Raw genomic sequence first — 21,412 nt, 5'->3', positions numbered from 1 at the left:
GTTCTTCCTAGCTTTTTACTTTACATAAGTGGCGCTGAATGAACATGATTCTTTATGAAATATGTTATAATGAAGATAGACTCCTGAAATAGGAGATATGGATGTCCGTGAAATGTGACATATATGAAAATTGATTACTATGTAAGAATTATGGAGGAAAAGTATGACGCAATATACCCCTATGATACAGCAATATTTAAAGGTTAAGGCAGACTATCAAGATACCTTTTTATTTTTCCGATTAGGCGATTTTTATGAAATGTTCTTTGAAGATGCCGTTAAAGCAGCTCATGAACTTGAGATTACATTAACGAGCCGAGATGGTGGCAGTAGTGATCGTATACCGATGTGCGGTGTACCGCATCATGCAGCTAAAAACTATATTGAACAACTTGTTGAAAAAGGATATAAAGTTGCTGTTTGTGAGCAAGTGGAAGATCCAAAAACAGCTAAAGGTGTAGTGCGCCGTGAAGTAGTACAACTAATTACGCCAGGAACGATGATGGAAGGGCGTACAATTGATGAGAAAGAAAACAACTTCTTAGCCGCATTAACACATTTTGAAGATGGATCATATGCTTTAGCTTGTAATGATTTAACGACTGGACAAAATACAGTAACGTTATTGACTGGTTCAGTAGAAGATATTTTATTGGAAGTGTATGCAACTGGTTCGAAAGAAATTGTTGTAGATTCTTCATTTTCTAAAGATGAATTAAATAAATTAACTGAAACGTTAAAAATGACAATTTCATATGAAGATGCAACGGCAATTCCTGAAGGATTAGAACATCTTGTGAAAAATGTTTCGCAAGCAAAGTTAATTAAAGCAATTGGACGCTTATTTAACTATGTGATAAGAACGCAAAAACGTTCATTAGATCATTTACAACCTGTAGAAATTTATTATACGAATCAATTTATGAAAATTGATGTGCATTCAAAGCGAAATTTAGAGCTGACGGAAACACTTCGAACGAAAGAAAAAACAGGATCATTATTATGGCTATTGGATAAAACAAAAACAGCTATGGGTGGTCGTATGTTAAAACAGTGGATGGAACGTCCACTTATTCAGAAAGAAAAAGTTGAAGAGCGTTTAGAAATGGTTGAAACATTTGTAAATGATTACTTCTTACGTGAAGATTTAAAAGAAAAATTAAAAGAAGTATATGATTTAGAACGTTTAGCAGGAAAAGTTGCATTTGGTAATGTCAATGCACGGGACTTATTACAGTTAAGACGATCTTTACTTCAAGTACCAGCTATTTTAGAAGCGATTAGTTTGTTAGATAATGCTTATGCAGCAAGGTTAATTCAAGGCGCGGATCCATGTGAGAGCTTAACTGAATTACTAGGAAGAAGTATTCAAGAAAACCCACCGCTTTCTATTAAAGATGGAGATATTATTAAAGACGGTTATAATGACAAGCTTGATCAATATCGTTACGTTAGTAAAAACGGAAAAACGTGGATCGCTGAGCTTGAAAAACGAGAGCGTGATATTACAGGAGTTAAATCGTTAAAAATCGGGTACAACCGTATTTTCGGCTACTACATTGAAGTGACGAAGGCGAATCTTGCAGCACTTCCAGAAGGCCGCTACGAACGAAAACAAACGCTTGCTAATGCTGAACGTTTCATTACAGATGAACTGAAAGAAAAAGAAACGTTAATTTTAGAAGCAGAAGAAAAAATTGTACAACTAGAATACGATTTATTTACAGCGCTTCGTGAAGAAGTAAAAGTATTTATTCCGAAATTACAACATTTAGCAAAAGTAATTAGTGAATTAGACGTACTGCAAAGTTTTGCGACAGTTAGTGAAGAAGAACAGTTTGTAAAACCTGTACTAACAACGAAGCGTGAAATCTTTATTAAAGATGGTCGTCATCCTGTCGTTGAAAAAGTATTGAACGGGAAATTGTATGTACCGAATGATTGTATTATGCCAGAGAAGATGGATGTCTTTTTAATTACAGGACCGAACATGTCTGGTAAAAGTACGTATATGAGACAGTTAGCACTTGTAACGGTTATGTCACAAATTGGTTGTTTCGTACCAGCGACAGAAGCAGTATTACCTGTATTTGACCAAATCTTTACGAGAATTGGTGCAGCAGATGATTTGATTTCAGGTCAAAGTACATTTATGGTCGAAATGTTAGAAGCGAAAAATGCAATTGCAAACGCATCAGAAAGAAGTTTAATTTTATTTGATGAAATTGGACGAGGTACATCTACGTATGATGGCATGGCACTTGCACAGGCAATCATTGAACATATTCATGACCAAATTGGGGCAAAAACGTTATTTTCTACACATTATCATGAATTGACTGTGTTAGAAGAGAGTTTAGATCAACTGAAAAATGTACACGTTTCAGCAATTGAAGAGAATGGTAAAGTAGTATTCCTTCATAAAATTCAAGATGGAGCAGCAGATAAAAGTTACGGAATCCACGTTGCGCAACTTGCAGAGCTTCCAGATAGCTTAATTGCCCGCGCGAAAGAAGTGTTAGCACAACTAGAAGGACAAGAAGAAATTATTATTCCAAAGCGTGTAGAAGTGAAAGTGCAGGAGCAAGAAGTTATTCCAGAACCTGTAGTTGTAAAAGAAGAGCAAGTAGAAGTACTAGAGGCGAAAGTAGAGACTGAGGAAGAATCACAACTATCTTTCTTTGGAGGAGAACAGTCTTCGAAGAAACAAGACAAGCTTGCGTTAGATCAAAAAGAAACAGCAGTACTGGCGCAAATTAAAAAAATTGATTTACTTGATATGACGCCTTTAGAAGCGATGAACGAACTGTATCGCTTACAGAAAAAGTTAAAGAAAGGATGAGTAAGTAGATGGGGAAAATTCGCAAACTCGATGACCAACTCTCTAACTTAATTGCGGCAGGAGAAGTAGTAGAGCGTCCTGCTTCAGTCGTAAAAGAACTTGTGGAAAATTCTATCGATGCGAATAGTACATCTATTGAAATCCACTTAGAAGAAGCTGGTTTATCGAAAATTCGCATCATTGATAATGGAGATGGCATTGCAGAAGAAGATTGCATCGTAGCTTTTGAACGACATGCGACAAGTAAAATTAAAGATGAAAACGATCTGTTTCGCATCAGAACACTCGGTTTCCGTGGTGAGGCATTGCCGAGTATCGCCTCAGTTAGTGAATTAGAATTAATCACTAGCACAGGTGATGCACCTGGTACACACCTTATTATTAAAGGTGGAGACATTATAAAGCAAGAGAAAACCGCGAGCCGAAAAGGAACAGATATTACAGTACAAAACTTATTCTTTAATACACCAGCGCGTCTTAAATATATGAAAACCATTCATACAGAGCTTGGTAATATTACAGATATTGTGTATCGTATTGCAATGTCACATCCAGAAGTATCGTTAAAGCTGTTTCATAATGAAAAGAAATTGCTTCATACGTCAGGTAATGGTGATGTAAGACAAGTACTTGCATCGATTTACAGCATTCAAGTTGCGAAGAAACTTGTTCCGATTGAAGCTGAATCTTTAGATTTCACAATTACAGGCTATGTAACATTACCAGAAGTAACGAGAGCATCTCGAAATTATATGTCAACAATCGTAAATGGCCGTTACGTTCGAAACTTTGTATTAATGAAAGCAATTCAGCAAGGATATCATACATTACTGCCAGTCGGACGATATCCAATCGGATTTTTATCGATTGAAATGGATCCAATGCTTGTTGACGTTAACGTACATCCTGCAAAATTAGAAGTTCGTTTTAGTAAAGAACAAGAATTGCTAAAGCTTATCGAAGAAACATTGCAAGCTGCATTTAAAAAAATACAGCTCATTCCAGATGCAGGCGTAACAACGAAGAAAAAAGAAAAAGACGAGAGTGTGCAAGAACAGTTCCAGTTTGAGCATGCGAAGCCGAAAGAACCATCCATGCCGGACATTGTTTTACCAACTGGCATGGATGAAAAACAAGAAGAACCGCTGCCTGTGAAACAGCCAGCACAACTGTGGCAACCGCCGAAACAAGAATGGCAACCACCACAGTCGCTCGTAAGAGAAGAACAAAGTTGGCAGCCATCTACTAGACCGATAATGGAAGAACCAATTCGAGAAGAAAAATCGTGGGACAGTAATGAAGAGGACTTTGAATTAGAGGAATTGGAAGAAGAAGTTCAGGAAATAAAAGAGATTGAAATGAACGGTAATGACTTACCGCCACTTTATCCAATTGGACAAATGCATGGAACATATATTTTCGCTCAAAATGATAAAGGCTTATATATGATTGACCAACATGCCGCGCAGGAACGTATTAATTATGAATACTTCCGTGATAAAGTAGGAAGGGTAGCGCAAGAAGTACAAGAACTGCTTGTACCGTACCGTATCGATTTATCTCTTACTGAATTTTTACGTGTTGAAGAGCAACTAGAAGAACTGAAAAAAGTCGGTCTATTCTTGGAGCAATTTGGCCATCAATCCTTTATCGTCCGCTCACATCCAACGTGGTTCCCGAAAGGACAAGAAACAGAAATTATCGATGAAATGATGGAGCAAGTTGTTAAACTAAAAAAAGTTGATATTAAAAAATTACGTGAAGAAGCAGCCATCATGATGAGCTGTAAAGCATCGATTAAAGCGAATCAATATTTAACGAACGATCAAATATTTGCTTTACTGGAAGAACTACGTACAACAACAAACCCGTATACATGCCCGCACGGAAGACCGATTCTTGTGCATCATTCTACTTATGAGTTGGAGAAGATGTTTAAGAGGGTTATGTAGAGTGAATAAACTACATTTCAAAAGGGGGCAACATTTACTGTTGCTCCCTTTTAATATGTAGATTTAATTGTTAAACGAGAATATGGTGAAGTAATTTTGCAGTTTATTTCTTGGCTGCGTTAGCTTATATTTATCTATGTATAAAAAAGCGCTGTATACAGCACTTTTTAAAAGGTGCATGAATAGTATAATGAAGATTTTTACATTATTAAAGACATAACTATGCATGGCCTAATATTGATTCTTATTTGGTTAATTGTCATAAGGATCTATACGATTATTTATTTTTATTATTATTAATTTTTTCAGTGTATAGAACTTGCTCTTTGTAGTGTTTCTTAATTGGAAAGTTATGTGTACCTGTGCCGTTCTTGAATTTTTTATCAATGGGGTTCTTTAGAGGAACTGTTGTGGTTTCAGTAAATTCATATGGGTAATTTATTTTAGATTTATCTTCAAACATGAAAATGCCTCCTTTTAGGATTTCCTAAATTCTTTACTATAACATGATATGCATATAGATTTTTTTTGGACTAGTTATTTATATAGGTTAATGGAATTTAATTACATAACCACTGAAGCCTTTTAAAGGAAAATAATTTGAGAAAGAAATGGTATGAATAGCCGTTGGCTCCTATTGTTATTTTTTTGTTTGACAGCGCAGTGAATAATGCATATAAATTCAATATAGATTGTTTTTATAATATGGTTTATATGAGATTTTCTTGATAATATAATGTGGAATATTATAGTATTATTAGGTTATTAGGAACATTTAATGCTGTTTCATAACTGAAAGGGAATTGAAAAAAAACTGAAACTTTTCTCATAAAAATTCAATCTAACTTGAAAAATGAAAGGAAAATGAAATTTTCCAAAAGATATTCTTTGTTAAGATAAAAAGCATACATACAAAAAGTATTTGTATATCTTAAAAATGTATTTTCAAGATATAGTGGGGGAAAAGATGAGATTAGAAAAACAATTAATAAAAAAGATGTATTATGAAACATTCCTAATGGAGAATGAAACAAAACCAACTCTTGACGTACTTGGACAAGCTTATGTAAACGATGAAAAAAATGAGATTTCTGATGGGTCTTATATTCGTTTTGCACAAGGTGAATTTTATTATCGTCATCAAGATTTTGAAGCAGCTATTTTTAAATGGGAGAAGGTTAGTAATGAATTAGCACCATGGGCACAAAAAAATATTGCGGATGCTTATTTCGAACTTAATCAATTATCATATGCTGAAAATATTTATACTTCTATTACTACTGATAATAAAATATTGATGATCGAAATTAGACTACAATTACTTTCTCTTTACATTGAGCAAAATAATTTTGACTCAGCTTTCGGTGTTATTAAAGAAGCAGTTTCTTTAAATCCTGATTATCCGAATGTCACAAAAATTGCCCGTTCCTTTTATGAGGAACAGCAAGATTTTGATAGTGCAGTAGAGCTTGCTGTGAATGAGTTAATTCGAATAGAATCGTATCCGTGGTTTGAGGTATTAAAAGGATATATTGATAAAGGGTTTACTAAACATATTTCACCAGATTATTTTTATAATGCATTAGCTACATTAAATAATGTAGATCAAGTACAGTTTACGCAAATGGTTTCATCACTTTGGAACAGTTATAAAGATGAACAAAATTATTTATTATGGCTTAATACAATAAATGAATTTTTCTTACATATTGAAATACATTCGTCCGATATATGGAACAAAGTTTCTGCTCTTTACGAAGAAACTTACTTTGCATTAATTCAAGGTCAATATACGCTTAGACAATTAAACGATATCATACCCAATCTGTTAGCAAATTGGTTAAAAGTAGTTAATCCATCTTATGCTGTATTTCCATCTGCAGCTGTATTGGCATGGGATGAGATTTTCCCTTCCAAAATAGATTCAGCAAATATAGAGCATGCGGAAAACTTACTGTCACATTCTATTAATCATGTAAATGGCTTAGAGTACAGCTTACACCTTTTTGAATCTATTACACAGTGGGCACAAAAGCACAATATAGAAATAGGTCACCGATTTAAATGGTTAGTTGACGAACTCGCAGATTTAAGAACAAATCGTATTTTAGTAACGGGAACTTCAGGAAATGGAAAAACTACATTTATTAACTCTATATTAGGAGAAAACATATTAGAAAAATCAATTTCAAATGTAGTAGTTTTAAAAAATGGTGCTCATATAGAAATAAACGCTATAACAGATTCAGCAATTACAACAACGGAAGATGTCTCTGATTACCATAATATGATGTCTCAGCACCATCAAACATATAGAGATAGAGCGTGTGTTGAATTTAAATTACCATGCAGATTTTTAAATGAAAATAAACTTACATTTGTAGTGACACCTGGCTTTAATAGGAATAACGACACTAGAGATGAGATATTCGAATATTTAAATTCTGTAGACGAATTACTGTTCGTATTGAATGCGGATTCACCTTTTACTGACAAAGAACGTGACATTCTATTAAGTATTCAAGAACATACGCCAAATTCACAAATTCATTTCTTATTAAATAAAATCGATAACATTTACAGTGAAGCAGAAGTGAAAAGGGTATTACATGATACGGCAACGAGAATAAACACATATTTCCCGCATGCGAGAATTTTCCCTTATTCCTCGCTATATACAAGTAGTAAACAATTAAATGATTTAACTGAGTTTATTCATTTTAACTTTAATCATAAAAATATCGATGCAGAACGTACTGAAAAGTTATTATTTTTCATTCGAAAAACAATTACATATCTTTTGGATAAACGTGTTGAGAAAGAAAATAATCTAGTAGATGCTATTAATTGGAATGAAGATATGCTAGTGAAACTAAACGGTAGCATTAATAACCTTACTGCATTTGAGAGGGAAAAAATTCATTTCATTACACAATCATATCGTTCAATGAAGACTGAAATTACAAATGATCTTACTGAAAATATTCCGAAGATATTAAAGAGCTGTTCTAATTTAATTAGTGAAGAAAGTGATTTCGGGCACATGGATACGGAACTAAATAAAGCAATGAATGAAAAAGTGCATAAATATTTAGAACAAACTGTATTACCTAATCTCGCTCTTTCTATGCAAAATTGGATTGCAACTTCTAATAATGAGCTTCTTCAAAGTCAAACGTATTTAGAAGAACTTAGTGAAGGGCTTAATTCACTATTTGGAAAAAATAGAATACAGTTAGAATGTGATTTTAAAGTGCTTGATGACTGGCGCAGAGATACTGACAGGATGACGACTAGAATACAAATGGATGAAGTAAATATTTTACGTCGATTTACGCCAGCACAATTTTTGTTGAAAAGTGCCGGTAAATTATTTGGAGTTCTTCCTAAAAATAAATCTATGCTATATAACAAATACAAACAGTATGTAGAAAATGAAGATTATACTGAAGTAACGGCTTCTATTATGAAGAAATTTTTCTTGCAATTTGAGCTGTTTGAAAACACACAAGAGCGAGATATTAATATATTCTTTAGGAATCCATTTAACTCCTTAAAGCAAGCTGTAGAAAACACTCATTTAGAAATACAAGAAAAACAAGAGATATTACATAAGATGAAATCAAATCCTGAAATCTATCATGATTCTATCATGCTCTTTGAATTGAGATTGCGTCAATGTGAAGTAATTTTAAATATAGGTGATGATAATACCTATACGGATGTAGCTTTAGAAACAAGCGTAGAATAAAAGTAAACACATCAGATTTTTTATATAAAAAATCTGATGTGTTATAAGAAAGTAAAAAGGAGCAATTGTAATAAGTTGCTCCTTTTTCATATATAGATTATTTTTCTGTTTCTTTAATTTTAGTTTGTACTTCGCCAGTTTTAATTTTATTACTTTCTGAGAAGCGTAATAAATCGCCTTCAATAATTTTGTCAGACATTCGTAATTCATTTTGTGCACGTTTAATGAGGGCTTGAGCTTCTTTTTTTGGTAAATCTACAATTTCCCCTGTTATACGGTCGTAGAAAGTGTTGTTTTTGTATGCATACTTATCTGTAACGAAGCTACCATCGCGTAAAACAACAAAGCCAGTATATTCATCTGAAAACATATCATGGCCAAAACGGATATCATTCGTAGAACCAACACCTAATAAATTTAGAATAGTAGGTTTCATATCGATTTGTCCCGTAGGCTTTGAAATAGTTTGACCTTCTGTTTGTCCAGGAATATGAATATATAAAGGTGTACGTTGTAAATTTAAAGTATCAAATTCTGTTATTTGATCTTTGTCTAAAAACTGTGCCATTGCACGATTATGTTTTTCGGAAATGCCATAATGATCACCGTATAACACAATAATAGAATCATCATACATTCCCTCGGCCTTTAAACGCTCAATAAATTTTTTAATTGATTCGTCTAAGTAACGTGCAGTTACGATGTAACGATCGAATACGCCATTACCAGAGTTGTATGGTTCAATGAATTTTGTATCTTCATCATACGTGAATGGATAATGGTTTGTTAAAGTAAGGAAACGAGCATAGAATGGTTGATCAACAGTTTTTAATATATCTACTGATTGATCAAAGTATTCGATATCTTTTAATCCCCAATTTAAATTTGTTTCTGGCGTAATTTTGTAATCAAGCTCATTATAGTAACGATCATAACCAAGAGCGGAGTACATAATATTACGATTCCAAAATGTTGCGTTATTCGCATGGAATACAGAAGTGAAATAACCTTGCTGACGTAAAATTTCTGGAGTCGCAGTATAATCATTGTTACCGTGTGTGAAGAATACAGCCCCTCGATTTAATGGATACAACGACGTATCGATTAGAAATTCAGAATCGGATGTTTTCCCTTGACCAGTTTGATGGAAAAAGTTATCAAAGTAATAACTTTCATTTATGAATTCATTTAGGAATGGTGTAACTTCTTGCCCATTGACTGATGCGCCTATTAAGAAGGTCTGCAAGGATTCAAGAGTGACGACAATTACATTTTTTCCTTTCGCTGCACCAAACATATTAGGGTTTGGCTCGCTTTGGTTTGCTTTTACGTAGTTTTCAGTTTCTTGTAATTTACTACTATCAGCAAGTGCTTTTTGTGACCCAGCTTTTACTTGCAGTGTTAAGTCATATACTTGGTGAGTATATAAGCCTAAATTTTTGACAAGCATTACCCGGTCGAATGATCTCGTTAATAATTCAGGGCGCTCTTTTTCTGCAAGCTGTAGATTCGCAAAGAATACACCAATCGTTAAAAGAAAGTATAACAAGCGTGTAGAATGAGTTACACGTTCTGTTTTAAAGACCAATGATTTCTTTTTTAATAAAATAAAGAAGAAAACAATGTCTACGAATGCGAGTATAATTTTGTAGTTTAATATCTCTATAATACTGCCGCCTAATTGGCCAAAGTTTGAGGTTTGTCCAAGTACTGGTAATGTAACGAAATCATTATAAAAATCATAGAACATTACATTTCCAACAAGCACGATCGTTAATAAGAAATTAATACATAGCGCTATATAATTTCGTTTTTCACCAGTTGCAAATAATGCTAATCCAACAAATGCTAATGATGCGGCTAGAGGGCTAATAAACAAAATAAGCTCTTGCGTTGAAGACTCAATTTTTAAATCAAAACTGAATCGCGTAATAAGATATGTTTTTAACCATACTGCTAAAGCCATTATTATAACAAAACTTATATTTTGCATTTGTAAATTTATTTTATTCTTCATTTTTACACCTTCTTTATACAATTTATTTAATTGAAGTTATATATTATGTTTTTATAACTATTAGAGTTTAATGAACCATTTAGATTATGTTTTCTAAAGGGAATAATTTGAAGTATTCATATACATACAATGGGGATTTTTAAAGCGTAGTAGCATAAATATAACTCTTTTTGAGAAACGGGCAGAACAAGTCATAGTTGTAGTGAAATTGACTTATAGACATCCTACCATATTAAACACTATGATGATGTTACAAAATATCGAACAAATGAAAGTGAAAATGGATAGAGACTTTTAAAACTGTTGACATTCAATTTATTAGAATTGAATGTCAATCGTTTTAAATATACAGTTATGTTACATATGTATTTTGTAAAATTCCGTTTCTTTGTCAGTTAATCATTAGCCGGGAAGGATAGGAGGGATTATTAAAACACTTTTACTATATATAAGTAAAAGTGTTTTGGAATTGAAAATATTTGACTGACATCTTAATGATAGAAATTAAATGTCAGATAAGTACTTTCCAACATACAGACCACTTGCAGCAGCTTGAGATAAGGAATGAGTGACGCCGGAACAATCTCCAACTAAAAATAGTCCATGCACACTTGTTTCAAAAGAGTTATTGATTTTTATCGTAGGAGCATAGAACTTTCCGTCAATTCCATATAGTAAAGTATGTTGATCAATAGGCTCTTGTATAAATTGTTCTAAACGTAATAAAAATTCTTTCAGCCCTTCAATATATAATTGAGGAACTTCTTGATTCAAATCTCCATAATCCCCCTGTAGTGTAGGTTGTATACGATTATGTTCCATGCTGTTTTCCGCCGTAGGTTGTTTCTTTAATAAGTCCTCTAAGCGCTGTATAACAATCCGATCTCGTCCTTGGTTAATGCCTTTAATAATTGAACTTGCGTATACATTTGCTTCTTTGAGAGTTGGAAAATAGCGAGGAATAAATAAAGTGAAGTTTAAATTAGAAGTGCCAGTTCCTTGCTCTCGAAAATTTTGACCGTCAGGCATAACTAAACCTTCTTCGTACTTTCGAATGATGCGTCCTTTTGGATTCATACAGTAAGTAGTTGCTGTGAAATGCTCACCTTGATAAGAAAGTTTTGTTTCAAAAGTATCTTTTAATATAGAACGTAATTGATGTTCCTTCATTTCTACTCTAATTCCTAAATCTACACGTGTTTGCTCCTGAGAAATACTTAGAGAACTGCATATTTCTTTTAACCAATCGGCCCCTGAACGCCCAGTTGCAAATACTAGTTGCTTAGTTTGAACTGTTCCTTGATTTGTCTCTATTGTAAAATAATCTTCCTGTTTCAGAATATGTTGTACATCTATTTGAAATTTGATCTTTATTTTCGTCAGTAAAAATTCATAGAGCTGCTGAAAAATGTTATTGGAAAGGGGAGTACCAAGATGTCTTACTTCTGTTGTTAGCATTTGTAAACCACACGCTTCAGCTCTTTTAGTGAGACTTGAATTTTCAGTACAATATTTTGAGACAGAACTTCCACCAAACTGACATAGAATTTCATCTACTTCAGCCATGAGCTGTATAAAGCCCTCTTTACCGACTTTTTGCTCAAGTTCTCCGCCAAATCCGTTTGTATAATTAAATTTCCCTTCAGATCTTCCTAAACCACCAAACCCGAAATATTTATCACATGTAGTACAATTACACACTTTTCCTTCGTCTAAAGGACAATGGCGATCTTCTAGCGCTTTACCTTTATCAAGAATTAAAACTTTTTTGTTACTTTTAGCTAGTGAATAAGCCATAAAAATGCTACTTACTCCAGCGCCGATAATTGTAACATCATACATATTCTTTCACCTGCTAACGAATAGTTTGTTTTTTATTTTTCTAGTGTATAACAATTTTATGAAGTAAAGAAATAGCTTTTATTAATAAAGTGGGAGTTTTTGAACTTGATGCTGTATTAACTTCTCCGAGTGGTGGAGTAAATACAAAAATTTTTATTTGAAAGAAGAAATAGTTTGAAAAATCACTATGTCATATGATTAATAACATCTTACATAGAAAAAAACAGACCTTTTAAGTGAAGAGGTCTGTTAATGATTTTAAATCTTATTTAGCAAACACATGGTTACCAATTACTGCTACTGTTTGACGTGTCGTAATCCACTTGTCTGTTGATGTTTTTGGATTGTAGAAATAAATCCAGTCAGAATGTACTCCATTTGTGGAGATAGCCTCTTCTACAGCCATTTTTGCTTCTGCACTTGCAGGCTGATTAATTCTGCCATCTGTAACAGGAGTAAATGCATATCCGTATTTAATAGGTTCATAAATAACACCTGTTATTGTATTTGGAAAACCTTTTGCATTTACACGATTTAGTATAACTTTTGCTACTGCTACTTTTCCTTTATAGGATTCGCCACCTGCTTCAGCAGTAACTAAGCGTGCCATTAAGTCTTTTTCTTTTTGTGAAATGCTTGAGTTAATTTTTAAATGTTGTCCTGTATAAAGCTTGTTTCCGACTGTATTGTTAATTTGTTTTATAGATTGGACGGTGACATTGTAACGCTTTGCTATCGTTTCTAATGAATCCCCCGGTTGTACTTGATAAATAATTTGTCCAGAAATGCTCGCAGGCTTGGCGTTTTGAGGAACAGTGATTTCATTTGATTTCACGGACCCTGGAATATGTAACTGTTCACCAATAAAGGTTTTATCGTTTCCTTTATTATTAGCCTGTTTAATGGATTGTATTGAAACTCCGTATTGTTTACTAATGCCCCAAAGTGTATCGTTCTTTTTTACTGTATGAATGGTAGAAGCTTCAGCTGTACTTTGACTACATACGAATGTAATTGCAGCCGCGGATAAAGGGATTATATGTTTTATTTTTAGTAATTTCATTGTAAATCCTCCTAAGAAAAAATTAAGGTGAAACTATTAAGTAATGTAGTTCAGAATGTGTATATGCGTAATATATTAATGTAAGTATATTAGCACATATAAAATAAATAATCACTATAAGTTTCATATTCGTGTAGTGTAGAGTCAGAATATGAAATATTGCATATGAAAATACATTGAAGTTCATATTTCTGATTACTATAATCTATTTAGTAGAAAGGGAATACGTTATAGAAATAAAATCATTATAGATTAATATAATGATTAATAATTATTAATAGGAGGATTGATGTAATGAAAATATTTCAAAAAATGTATGCGTCAACTGTAATCATTACAACACTTTTAGGAACAGGAGGCACTATCAATAGTGTACATGCTGATTCTATAGAACAGCAGAGTAAATTAGGGATAGAACAAGAAACAGATAAGCAAATCATTGTAAAATTTAAAGCAGATTTGGATTTTCCATATGAAGATGGTATTGAAAAACAAATACAATCTCAAACGAATGATAAAGTAATAAAAGATCTTTTGACAGAATATCCAGATGTAACATTTACTCGTTTATTCACATCTGTAAGCCCGGAACAAATACAAAACCTTGAAGTGAAAGCACCTAATCATGTATCTACAAGTTTATTAAACTACTATATTCTTCAAAATCAAAATAGTGGGTATGAAGAAGAAATAGTAGATAAGTTAAAGGCATCTTCTTTAATAGAAGATGCGTATATGAAGAAACAAGAGAAAATAATGCCACCTGAAGTGCAATCATCAAGTGTAGCTCTTAATCCTAATAAAAATCCTAGATTTAAAAAACAAGGTTATCTTGAAGCAGCCCCATACGGTATTAATGCGCCTTTCGCCTGGGGAGTTCAAGGCGGTAATGGAAATGGTATCACTTTTGTTGATATGGAATACGGATGGCTATTAAATCATGAGGATTTATTACATCAAAATATTGAATTAATGTCTGGAAGAAATATAAATCAGCATGTCGGTCATGGGACGTCTGTACTAGGAATTGTATCCTCTGAGGACAATGAAGTCGGGAATATTGGGATTGCGCCAAAAGCGAAAGCAAAGGTTATCTCTCAAATAAGAGATAACGGACAGTATAATACGGCTGATGCAATATTAAGCGCTGTAAATCAGTTAGAAGCTGGGGATGTTTTATTGTTAGAGGCGCAAGCATCCTTTGATGGATATGGTGATAAATATTTACCTGTTGAAGTACAACCAGATATTTTTGATGCAATTCGTGCTGGTACAGATAAGGGAATTGTAATTATAGAGGCTGGAGCAAATGGGTGGAATGATTTAGATCAGTTCAAAGATAGAAAGGGTAAGCAAGTCTTAAATCGTAATAGTAAAGATTTTAAAGATTCGGGTGCAATTATGGTAGGAGCTGGCTCTTCATCTTTCCCTCATGAACGTATGTGGTTTTCGAATTATGGAAGCCGTATTGATGTGTACGGATGGGGAGAAAATGTAGATACAACTACAGCCGAGCAAAGTAGAAGTGCTGTAAATCTTTATACTTCAAGCTTTAGCGGAACATCTAGTGCTTCGCCAATTATTGCTGGGGCAGCGACTTTAGTACAAAGCATTGCTAAAGAAAATTTAGGACAACCATATAGACCTAGTGAACTAAGAGCAATATTAAGCAACCAGAGCACAGGAACAAAATCTAAAGATCCATATGCAGATAAAATTGGTGTTTTACCAGATTTGAAGTCTATACTAGTAAACTTAGGCTATGAACAAAGAAAACCAAACGGTGGGAATGAATTACAAGTAACAGAAAATGAACCAAATAATGAGCCTAGACAGGCAAATAAAGTTAACTTTCATACACCGGTGAAAGGAACGCTACATAATAGTGATAGAGTAGATGTATTTACTTTCCAAATTGACTCGCCGGAAAATATTAATATTTCTCTACTAAATGAACAAAATATCGGAATGACATGGGTACTTCATCATGAATCAGATTTAAATAACTATGTAGCATATGGTGAAAATGAAGGAAATGTAGTTAAAGGAACTTATAATGCAAAGCCAGGAAAATATTATTTATACGTCTATAAATATGAGAATAAAGATGGTTCATATGTATTGAACATAAAATAAGCAAAAGGAACTTCAGATGAAGTTCCTTTAAATTTTTCTAATTTAGTATATGTGAATGATTTTTTAACTTTACTTCTATGCAATATTTCATATTGATGAAATGTTATTTATTTTTTATGAACTAGCTTATATTATATTCAATAAGTTTGATATAAAAACAGAAAAAGAGAGTGATAATAATGAGAAATAAGAAGTTAATTTTGAAATTATTCATATGTAGTACAATATTTATCACATTTGTATTTGCTTTACATGATAAGAGAGTAGTTGCAGCTAGCTCTGTTAATGAGCTTGAAAATTGGTCGAAATGGATGCAACCTATACCTGATAATATTCCGTTAGCACGAATTTCAATTCCAGGAACACACGATAGTGGGACGTTCAAGTTGCAAAATCCGATTAAGCAAGTGTGGGGAATGACGCAAGAATATGATTTTCGCTATCAAATGGACCATGGAGCTCGCATTTTTGATATAAGAGGACGTTTAACAGATGATAATACGATAGTTCTTCATCATGGGCCATTATATCTTTACGTAACACTGCATGAATTCATAAATGAAGCGAAACAATTTTTAAAAGATAACCCGAGTGAAACAATTATTATGTCTTTAAAAAAAGAGTATGAGGATATGAAAGGGGCAGAAGATTCATTTAGTAGTACGTTTGAAAAAAATTATTTTGTTGATCCTATCTTTTTAAAAACAGAAGGAAATATAAAACTTGGAGATGCTCGTGGGAAAATTGTACTACTAAAAAGATATAGTGGCAGTAATGAATCTGGAGGATATAATAATTTTTATTGGCCAGATAATGAGACGTTTACCACAACTGTAAACAAAAATGTAAATGTAACAGTACAAGATAAATATAAAGTGAGTTATGATGAGAAAGTAAAATCTATTAAAGATACAATCAATGAAACGATGAACAATAGCGAGGATTTAAATCATCTATATATTAATTTTACAAGCTTGTCTTCGGGTGGTACAGCATGGAATAGTCCATATTATTATGCGTCTTATATAAATCCCGAGATCGCGGCATATATTAAACAAGAGAATCCAAAAAGAGTTGGTTGGGTTATCCAAGATTATATTAGTGATAAGTGGTCACCGATTCTCTATCAAGAAGTTATAAGAACTAATAAGTCGCTTTAATTTTTATCATAATTTCATAGAAACAATATAACTCTATTAAAAGTCTTGTGGAATTCCCATAAGACTTTTTAGTATTTGATAGTATGAGAATCAAGTTCTTCGAATATAATTATAAGATTAATAAAAAAATGTCGATAAATGTCGATTGTTGTTGTAATATAAAACAAGTAAAATATAATATATAGATGGAGTGATTTTGTTGTCTTTTATTAAAAATAGTAAAATTGGAACGAAATTAAATGTGTTAGTCATTATATCGAGTTTGGCTTGTATCATGTTATCTTCACTCGGGTTTTTAGGGCTTCAAAAAGGTGAAAATGCATCTTCTAGTATGTATGAAGAAAGACTATTACCAATTGAATGGATAGGAATTGTAGAATCAAATTTTTACCATGTTAATATGAATTTTATGGAGATTATGATATCGAAAGATGAAAAAAGAATGAAAGAACTCATAATAGAAATGGATAAGACTAGAAAAGAAAATGATGAGCTGTTAAAACAATTTGAAACTAGAATTAGTTCTCATAAAGAAAAAGATTTGTATAATGCGTTTCAAAGTCAATTTAAAGATTTAAGAGTACAAATGAAAAAAGCACAAGATTTGGGACTGACTAATAATGAAGAAGCCTATAGCTATTATTTAAAAGAAATTGACCCTAATATGGAAAAAACAATTCAGTCTATTCGTGAACTTATTTTATATAATAATAATGCTGCTGAACAGCTACAAAAAGAGAATGTTAATAGTGTGAAAAATACAATCATAACATTTGTAATTATTTCATTTGTTGGAATCATAATAATCATTTTTATTGGTTTTATAACAAAAAATGCTATAAAAAAACCAATTGTATTATTACAAAAAGATATGGAACGAGTATCTGCTGGAGATTTAACAATTCGAACTTCTTATAAATCCGAGAACGAATTAGGCCATATTGTACAGTCCTTTAATAGTATGTTAGATAACTTGCAACAATTAGTCGGTCAGGTGAAGGTTACGGCGAAAGAAGTGATTGTTTCAACTGAAAATATGCTACAAGAGACGAAAACGGCAGCACATATATCAAACGAGGTTGTTCGAACTACTTCTGAAATAAATAAAGAAATAGAGGGACAAGTGACTAGTATTCAAGAAAGTTCAACTTCAATGGAAGAAATTGCAACTGGTGTTCAAACAGTAGCTGAATCTTCAGCGATGGTTGCTGAAGTTGCTGTTGCAACAATAGACCAAGCAAACTCTGGTAGTGAAGTTATAAAACAATCTATTCATCAAATGAATAGCGTGAATGAAGTTGTCGAAGAAACTTCTAAGGTCATTGATAGACTTGTTACGCGTACACAACAAATTGAAGAAGCGTTAGATGTTATTACTAATATTGCGGAACAAACGAATTTACTTGCTTTAAATGCTGCAATTGAGGCAGCACGTGCTGGAGAAAATGGAAAAGGATTTGCAGTAGTTGCAGCTGAAGTAAGAGGTCTAGCTGAGAAATCTAAAACATCTGTAAATGATATAAATAATTTAATACGTTTTATACATCAAGATACAGAGGATACAGTTCATGTAATGAAAAAAGGTCAACAACAGGCTAGTGGTGGTAAAGAAGCAGCGCATAAGGCAGAACTCGCATTTTCATCTATTATGCAAGATATTAATAGAATAACGACCCAAATTCAAGAAGTGTCTGCTGCCACAGAAGAAATGTCTGCTGGGACAGAAGAAGTAAATGCCTCTTTGTCAATAGTTTCTGAAACTGCAACACAAGTCGCACAAGAAACGAATCGAACGGTACAATCAATTCAAGCACAAGCCACATTGATTCAAGAAATAACGACGAAATCTAATGAAATGAAAAAGAAAGTCGAAAATTTAGAAATGCTAATTTCACAATTCATTATTGAAGAATAAGTCTATTAACATTTATCCCGCTATTTGCCGGGCAGTAAGACCCCTACCTCAAAATTCAGCGGAAGCAAAGAAGTTAGGTAGGGGCCTGCTGCCCGTAAAAGCCCGATTGGTGAAGACTGATTAAAGTTTCACTTTATCATTAGTATAAACTTTAAGATACTCAACATAGTGCTGTGTTGTATAATTTGAAAAAGGACCTTCATAGGTTCTTTTTTTGTAAATGGTGTGAACGATACTTTTCATTATGAAAAAATCAAACTTTTAAATCGGGTTAATTTCAAGTGGAAAATGGATATAATTAACCTTGCGAAAAAGCAACTGGTCCTAAGTGATCAGTTGCTTTTTATTTTTAAAGTGGATGAGCAAAAAAACGCGAAAGTGGTTGGTCCGTTTTTTACAAACATCTATTATGATAAGAGAAGAAAGGTAGTATGTTATCAGCGTTTTAAAGAGGAAGGTTTTTATGTAAGTTCTTTAATTAAAATAGATGGGTCTTAGAGAGGTGAAAAGACAATGAGTTTTGCAATTTCACTAGTCGTTATTATTGTAATTGTATCGCTATTTGGGACTGTACTAGTTGCAAGAAACGTGGAGGAGAATTACGGCAAGTCTACAAAAAGAAATGTGAAAAACTTATCTGCAATCTATATTCTTCTTCTTTTTGTTCTACTGGTTGGGGTAACATGGTATGTGGTAATGATTTGATAGTTTGTGAAAGAACTGAAATGAGAGTATGAAGTTGGAATTTCAGAAGCTATCGAGTAATCAGAAAGAGAACTATTTTGGATATATCCATTTACGGATAAGAAAATGTGACTAATTAATACTATTTTTACGGTGAATACTGTTAGTAAAAAATGAGGATAGTTCGTTTTGAAAGGAGGGAACTAGATGGAATGGAAACCAAATCGTGCAGATAAGACACCTGTATATAAACAAATTGCTGATTATATTGAAAGAGGCATTTCTTCAGGTGAATTTCCTTCTGATAGTAAGTTACCTTCTGAGCGTATATTGGCAAAGGGATTACAGGTGAACCGGAGTACAATAGTAGCTGCGTATGAAGAATTAAAATCACTTGGAGTAGTAGAACGGCAAAAGGGAAGCGGAACACGGGTCAATACAGACATATGGGGTGTCTCACATAAACGAATACCGAACTGGGGTAGGTACGTGGAGGACGGATCATTCTTACCTAACGTACCACTCGTTCAACAAATTCGAACGGAAACACAAAAAGATGATTTAATTAATTTAGCAAGTGGTGAACTGTCACCAGAATTAATTCCAAGTGATAGATTTCGAACAATTTTGTCGGAGAAAACATTTATGGAAAACCTCGGTTATGACCATCCACTTGGAAATGAGATGTTGAGAAAAACAATTTCAGCACATGTTCAGCAATATAAACAAATTGAAGCAGATTCAAGCTCTATTCTTATTACGTCTGGAGCACAACAGGCGCTTAATCTTATCGTTCAATGTTTATTAAAACCTGGCGATGCGATCGCGATTGAAGATCCTTCGTATTGTTTTTCGCTTCCAATGTTTAAATCGGCCGGTTTAAACATATTTCATTTACCTGTTGATGAGCATGGAATGAATCCAGATGACTTAATCGATTTGCACAAAAAGCATCGCATTCGGATGGTATTTTTGAATCCAGATTATCAGAATCCAACGGGTACTGTACTTTCATTAGCGAGACGTAAAAAGGTTTTAGAACTGTCTTCTGAGTTCGGTATACCAATTGTAGAAGATGATCCGTATAGTTTAATTTCTTTTAATGGAGAAGTGAATCCGACATTAAAATCAATGGATCAAAATGGAAATGTTCTTTATATAAGTTCATTATCAAAAATTGTTGCATCAGGATTACGTATTGGATGGATAATTGGTCCTATACGAGTAATTGAGCGTTTAGCAGATGCAAAGCAACAAGTTGATTTTGGCCATAGTGTATTTACGCAGTGGGTAGCAAATCAATTTTTAGAATCAAAGGATTTTCATACACATATTACGATACTTCGTGGACAATTAAAGCAAAGAAGAGATGAATTAATTACAGAGCTTGAAGGAACATTGGGAGACCGAGTTGAATGTTTCGTGCCAGAGGGTGGAATACATGTATGGTGTAAAGTGAAAGGAAAGTTTGATGAATATCACTTATTAGGTGAATCTATACGGAATGGTGTCGCATTTGTTCCGGGCAGTGTTTTAGGTTCGAAAAATGAATATATACGATTTACGTTTGGTAGAGCGAATATAGAACAAATTCAACTTGGAATTAAACGGTTTGCTTACACGCTAAATGAGATTTCATAATATGGATGTGTGATAGTGAAATGAGGGAAATAAATGAAGTACGTGACGCTTTTACTTCAAGTAGGCGTGCTATATGTATTTAGCTTAGTGGGTATGTGGATTCAGGAAATATTCCATCTATCAATACCGGGAAGTTTAATAGGGATGTTAATACTGTTCCTGTTTCTTTTCACTCGCGTTCTACCGTTAAAGTGGTTTGAGTTAGGTGCGGAAAAGTTAATCGTATTTTTACCGTTATTTTTAATCCCTTCGACAACAGGGCTCATGGAATACGGATCTTTTCTTTTAAGTAAGGGGAGTATTATATTCCTTTTAGTAGTTGCAAGTACTATAGTAACTTTAATTGTTTCAGGTTATATAAGTCAATTATTAGTAACATCAAAAAAATAAAATCGACAAGGTGCACGAT

At 33.2% G+C, this 21,412-nt stretch carries 13 protein-coding genes; 9 read left to right on the top strand and 4 right to left on the bottom strand.

Annotated elements, in window-relative coordinates; genetic code table 11:
* Window positions 1–163: 163 nt before the first annotated feature.
* Both mutS and mutL read left to right on the top strand, forming a co-directional pair.
* Complete coding sequence (gene mutS, locus MR167_RS06420; protein ID WP_242314208.1) at window positions 164–2,842, top strand: DNA mismatch repair protein MutS; 2,679 nt, start codon at window positions 164–166, stop codon at window positions 2,840–2,842.
* 8 nt (window positions 2,843–2,850) lie between these two features.
* Window positions 2,851–4,794: a DNA mismatch repair endonuclease MutL gene (gene mutL / locus MR167_RS06415; RefSeq protein ID WP_000516486.1), complete on the top strand. Its 1,944-nt coding sequence runs from the start codon at window positions 2,851–2,853 to the stop codon at window positions 4,792–4,794.
* A gap of 277 nt (window positions 4,795–5,071) precedes the next feature.
* Here mutL and MR167_RS06410 read toward each other — a convergent pair whose 3' ends face one another.
* Window positions 5,072–5,257: a hypothetical protein gene (locus MR167_RS06410; RefSeq protein ID WP_000461138.1), complete on the bottom strand. Its 186-nt coding sequence runs from the start codon at window positions 5,255–5,257 to the stop codon at window positions 5,072–5,074.
* Window positions 5,258–5,761: 504 nt separating this feature from the next.
* Here MR167_RS06410 and MR167_RS06405 point away from each other — a divergent pair.
* Window positions 5,762–8,545 carry a dynamin family protein gene (locus MR167_RS06405; RefSeq protein WP_242314206.1) on the top strand — a complete coding sequence of 928 codons (2,784 nt, stop codon included), beginning with the start codon at window positions 5,762–5,764 and terminating at the stop codon, window positions 8,543–8,545.
* Between the two features lie 97 nt (window positions 8,546–8,642).
* Here the strand turns inward: MR167_RS06405 and MR167_RS06400 are convergent, their stop codons facing one another.
* The 3 genes from MR167_RS06400 to MR167_RS06390 all read right to left on the bottom strand — a co-directional run bounded on the left by MR167_RS06400 (window position 8,643) and on the right by MR167_RS06390 (window position 13,467).
* Window positions 8,643–10,562, bottom strand: a complete 1,920-nt coding sequence (locus MR167_RS06400; RefSeq protein ID WP_086397843.1) for an LTA synthase family protein — start codon at window positions 10,560–10,562, stop codon at window positions 8,643–8,645.
* Between the two features lie 504 nt (window positions 10,563–11,066).
* A complete protein-coding gene (locus MR167_RS06395) occupies window positions 11,067–12,404 on the bottom strand; it encodes an NAD(P)/FAD-dependent oxidoreductase (RefSeq protein WP_127725916.1) in 1,338 nt (445 codons plus the stop codon).
* Window positions 12,405–12,669: 265 nt separating this feature from the next.
* On the bottom strand, window positions 12,670–13,467 hold the full coding sequence (locus MR167_RS06390) for a cell wall hydrolase (RefSeq protein ID WP_000771008.1): 798 nt from the start codon (window positions 13,465–13,467) through the stop codon (window positions 12,670–12,672).
* A gap of 294 nt (window positions 13,468–13,761) precedes the next feature.
* Between MR167_RS06390 and MR167_RS06385 the strand changes: the two genes are divergently transcribed.
* The 6 genes from MR167_RS06385 to MR167_RS06360 all read left to right on the top strand — a co-directional run bounded on the left by MR167_RS06385 (window position 13,762) and on the right by MR167_RS06360 (window position 21,393).
* Window positions 13,762–15,603, top strand: a complete 1,842-nt coding sequence (locus MR167_RS06385; protein ID WP_000689211.1) for a S8 family peptidase — start codon at window positions 13,762–13,764, stop codon at window positions 15,601–15,603.
* Between the two features lie 179 nt (window positions 15,604–15,782).
* On the top strand, window positions 15,783–16,763 hold the full coding sequence (gene plcA, locus MR167_RS06380; RefSeq protein WP_001244684.1) for a phosphatidylinositol diacylglycerol-lyase: 981 nt from the start codon (window positions 15,783–15,785) through the stop codon (window positions 16,761–16,763).
* 199 nt (window positions 16,764–16,962) lie between these two features.
* Window positions 16,963–18,678: a methyl-accepting chemotaxis protein gene (locus tag MR167_RS06375; protein ID WP_000008148.1), complete on the top strand. Its 1,716-nt coding sequence runs from the start codon at window positions 16,963–16,965 to the stop codon at window positions 18,676–18,678.
* A gap of 513 nt (window positions 18,679–19,191) precedes the next feature.
* Complete coding sequence (locus MR167_RS06370) at window positions 19,192–19,383, top strand: hypothetical protein (protein ID WP_000006462.1); 192 nt, start codon at window positions 19,192–19,194, stop codon at window positions 19,381–19,383.
* Window positions 19,384–19,569: 186 nt separating this feature from the next.
* On the top strand, window positions 19,570–21,003 hold the full coding sequence (gene pdxR, locus MR167_RS06365) for a MocR-like pyridoxine biosynthesis transcription factor PdxR (protein ID WP_000454960.1): 1,434 nt from the start codon (window positions 19,570–19,572) through the stop codon (window positions 21,001–21,003).
* A gap of 33 nt (window positions 21,004–21,036) precedes the next feature.
* Window positions 21,037–21,393, top strand: a complete 357-nt coding sequence (locus MR167_RS06360) for a CidA/LrgA family holin-like protein (RefSeq protein ID WP_000878483.1) — start codon at window positions 21,037–21,039, stop codon at window positions 21,391–21,393.
* Window positions 21,394–21,412: the final 19 nt, after the last annotated feature.

Origin of the sequence: Bacillus cereus group sp. BfR-BA-01355, assembly GCF_022663675.1 — a bacterium.
GTDB classification, from domain to species: Bacteria; Bacillota; Bacilli; order Bacillales; family Bacillaceae_G; genus Bacillus_A; species Bacillus_A thuringiensis_S.
Note: the sequence above shows the minus strand (reverse complement) of the source record. Positions and strands in the feature narration are given on the sequence as shown.

Excerpts from the sequence above, each read along its gene's own strand:
- MR167_RS06405 (WP_242314206.1), top strand. The coding sequence starts at position 5,762 with ATGAGATTAGAAAAACAATTAATAAAAAAGATGTATTATGAAACATTC.
- MR167_RS06370 (WP_000006462.1), top strand. The coding sequence starts at position 19,192 with ATGAGTTTTGCAATTTCACTAGTCGTTATTATTGTAATTGTATCGCTA.
- MR167_RS06385 (WP_000689211.1), top strand. The coding sequence starts at position 13,762 with ATGAAAATATTTCAAAAAATGTATGCGTCAACTGTAATCATTACAACA.
- MR167_RS06390 (WP_000771008.1), bottom strand. The coding sequence starts at position 13,467 with ATGAAATTACTAAAAATAAAACATATAATCCCTTTATCCGCGGCTGCA.
- pdxR (WP_000454960.1), top strand. The coding sequence starts at position 19,570 with ATGGAATGGAAACCAAATCGTGCAGATAAGACACCTGTATATAAACAA.
- mutL (WP_000516486.1), top strand. The coding sequence starts at position 2,851 with ATGGGGAAAATTCGCAAACTCGATGACCAACTCTCTAACTTAATTGCG.
- plcA (WP_001244684.1), top strand. The coding sequence starts at position 15,783 with ATGAGAAATAAGAAGTTAATTTTGAAATTATTCATATGTAGTACAATA.
- mutS (WP_242314208.1), top strand. The coding sequence starts at position 164 with ATGACGCAATATACCCCTATGATACAGCAATATTTAAAGGTTAAGGCA.
- MR167_RS06395 (WP_127725916.1), bottom strand. The coding sequence starts at position 12,404 with ATGTATGATGTTACAATTATCGGCGCTGGAGTAAGTAGCATTTTTATG.
- MR167_RS06410 (WP_000461138.1), bottom strand. The coding sequence starts at position 5,257 with ATGTTTGAAGATAAATCTAAAATAAATTACCCATATGAATTTACTGAA.
- MR167_RS06400 (WP_086397843.1), bottom strand. The coding sequence starts at position 10,562 with ATGAAGAATAAAATAAATTTACAAATGCAAAATATAAGTTTTGTTATA.
- MR167_RS06360 (WP_000878483.1), top strand. The coding sequence starts at position 21,037 with ATGAAGTACGTGACGCTTTTACTTCAAGTAGGCGTGCTATATGTATTT.